Here is a 2324-nt window from a genome sequence, read left to right on the forward strand (position 1 = left end):
CAGCAGAGTCCTTCAATGCTAAAATAAAAGCATTCAGAAGTCAGTTTAGAGGGGTAGCTGATATCAATTTTTTCCTTTTCAGATTAACTAAATTATTTGCCTAGTCCACAGATTTTGAATATGATCCGAGTTCTAACGAAAGTTAGGACTCTTTTTTTTGTGGCATGATGAGAACCTAGGTTCGATCCGTGGAGGCTGATTAAAAAAATATATGATTGAGACAGAGCTATTTTGAAAAAAGGTATTGATAAGTACGAAAAACGATGTATATTTGCATCACAATAAAAAAGGGGATACCTTTTCGGGGTGTAGCGTAGCCCGGTATCGCGCCACATTTGGGATGTGGAGGTCGTAGGTTCGAATCCTGCCACCCCGACAAAAAGAGTTCTAACGAAAGTTAGGACTCTTTTTTTTGTGGCATGATGAGAACCTGGGTTCGATCCGTGGAGGCTCAAGGTATGTGTTTGGGGATAGCGGGGCTGAGCCAATCCCGCCACGGATCATGCATAAAAGTTGTGTTTAGGTAAATATTTCAGTGGTAATATAATGGAATGGCTTAGGAATGTTGAGTGTTTTGAAGGCAGTTTATTAATAATATGGGTTCTACTATTGCCTTCTATGCCAGGCGGGCATCCTACTTTCTCTTGACAGAAAGTAGGGCAAAGGTCAAGACTTATTTCTTTATGTTCGCTACCGCGACGCTCCACTACAATAGCGGTTTCCTAGGTCTCCCTGGTAATACCCCACGCTAAGACTGGAAATCCTTATTCCTGCTAACTGTAAGCCACAAGTGGTTGTAGTTGCACTGCTCTTAGCTCCATACAGAAAGAGGTCGTCCTTTTTCGGAACTGCTAAATATTATTTCAGTAGTAATATAATGGAATGGCGTAGGGTATGTACACTTCCTTTTGAAAGAATGCCTACTTTTTTCATGATTTTTTTTAAGGTTAACTGGACATTACGGTCACTGTATTGTCCAGCTTTGCCTCCTTTAAATAAATATACTTTTGGTTTATAGGCTAAATAATATTCTCTTAATAATATTATAAGCTTATTGGGTAAAGCTATGACACGGTCTTTATTGCCTTTGCTTTGTCGAATAAATAGTAGATCGCTGTCTGATTTTACATCTGTAATTTTGATATTTAGTAATTCGGATAGTCGAAGGCCACAGCTGTAAATGGTGGTAAGTATGGCTTTATGTTTTAAGTTTTCACAAGCATTTAATATGTTTCGCACTTCATCTTGAGAAAAGAAATTGGGCAGCTTAGTTTCGTTTCTTTTGGGGTACAGATAATCTAGTTCTATTTTTTGATGTTTCACCAATTCGTATATCTTTTTTATTGCTCCAACCAACGAATGTTGGTACGATGCACTAATTTTATCGTGATCTACTTTTGTATTAATAAATGCTTCAATTTCAGAAATTGGAATATCGACAAGTGTTTGGTGATTTTTCATATGTTCTAGAAAAAGTTGCGCATAGGAAGTGTATGCTCTTATCGTATTATTTGTATACCGTTGCGTAGTTAATCGACTATACAAGGTTTTTATAATTGATTCGCTATCCATATCGTTAATTTTTTATTTACCGTAAATAACTTCGCTATCCCAAATTATTTATTATTTAAGTATCTGATTTACATAATTTTAATTATATTCGACTATCATTTACCGAAGTGCGGATATAGGCTTTGTTTCACGAAGTTTTTCTGTATTTTGTTTCGTGTAAAAACAATGTTGTTAGCAATCCGCGTAGCGGATTGCTAACAACAAACGACTTTGCAAAATAGCTCCGCTTTCGTATCTTCGATACAGCTCCGCTACTTCGCAAAGCCCCAAAACGTTGTAGGCAATTTTAACCAAGATACCGTAAATTACTAGAACAATGAATTTCATCTATAGACTTTTACTGACATTTAATGCAACATCATTAATAATAGTAATCTTTTTGATAAAAGAAGAGGTTACATTAAATAGCCTACACGAGAGACTAAATTCTCTACCTAACTATGTTTCTTATTTAGTTTATTTTTTACTCCCAATAATATTCACATATTTTAGTCTTTTAATTTCTAGTTTTCTAGGTAATTCTAATATTTCGAAAGGTTCAATTACAGAAGTAGAAAATGCTAATAATGCTTTTCTTCCAAGTTATTTGGGATATTTTTTCGTAGCATTAAGTGTAAATAACTGCTAATTTAGCCCCCAATAAGTTCGGAGTGAAATTTTAGATTTCAAATTAATACATTTGAGATAATGAAATATAAGAAATGGAGTTTAGCTGAAAAGCTAGAAATCTTATCTAGTGGCGATGCCATAGG

1 protein-coding gene and 1 tRNA gene are annotated in these 2324 nt (G+C 35.1%); one reads left to right on the forward strand and one right to left on the reverse strand.

Annotated features, from left to right (window positions below):
- Window positions 1-302: 302 nt before the first annotated feature.
- Window positions 303-376, forward strand: a tRNA-Pro gene (locus IP023_RS15660).
- Window positions 377-858: 482 nt separating this feature from the next.
- On the opposite strand, the gene IP023_RS15665 is transcribed toward IP023_RS15660, so the two are convergent.
- The gene (locus IP023_RS15665; RefSeq protein ID WP_241791346.1) at window positions 859-1572 is read right to left on the reverse strand and encodes a tyrosine-type recombinase/integrase; all 714 of its coding nucleotides are present in this window, start codon (window positions 1570-1572) and stop codon (window positions 859-861) included.
- Window positions 1573-2324 lie beyond the last annotated feature (752 nt).

This window comes from Sphingobacterium rhinopitheci (genome assembly GCF_022627575.1).
GTDB classification, from domain to species: Bacteria; Bacteroidota; Bacteroidia; order Sphingobacteriales; family Sphingobacteriaceae; genus Sphingobacterium; species Sphingobacterium rhinopitheci.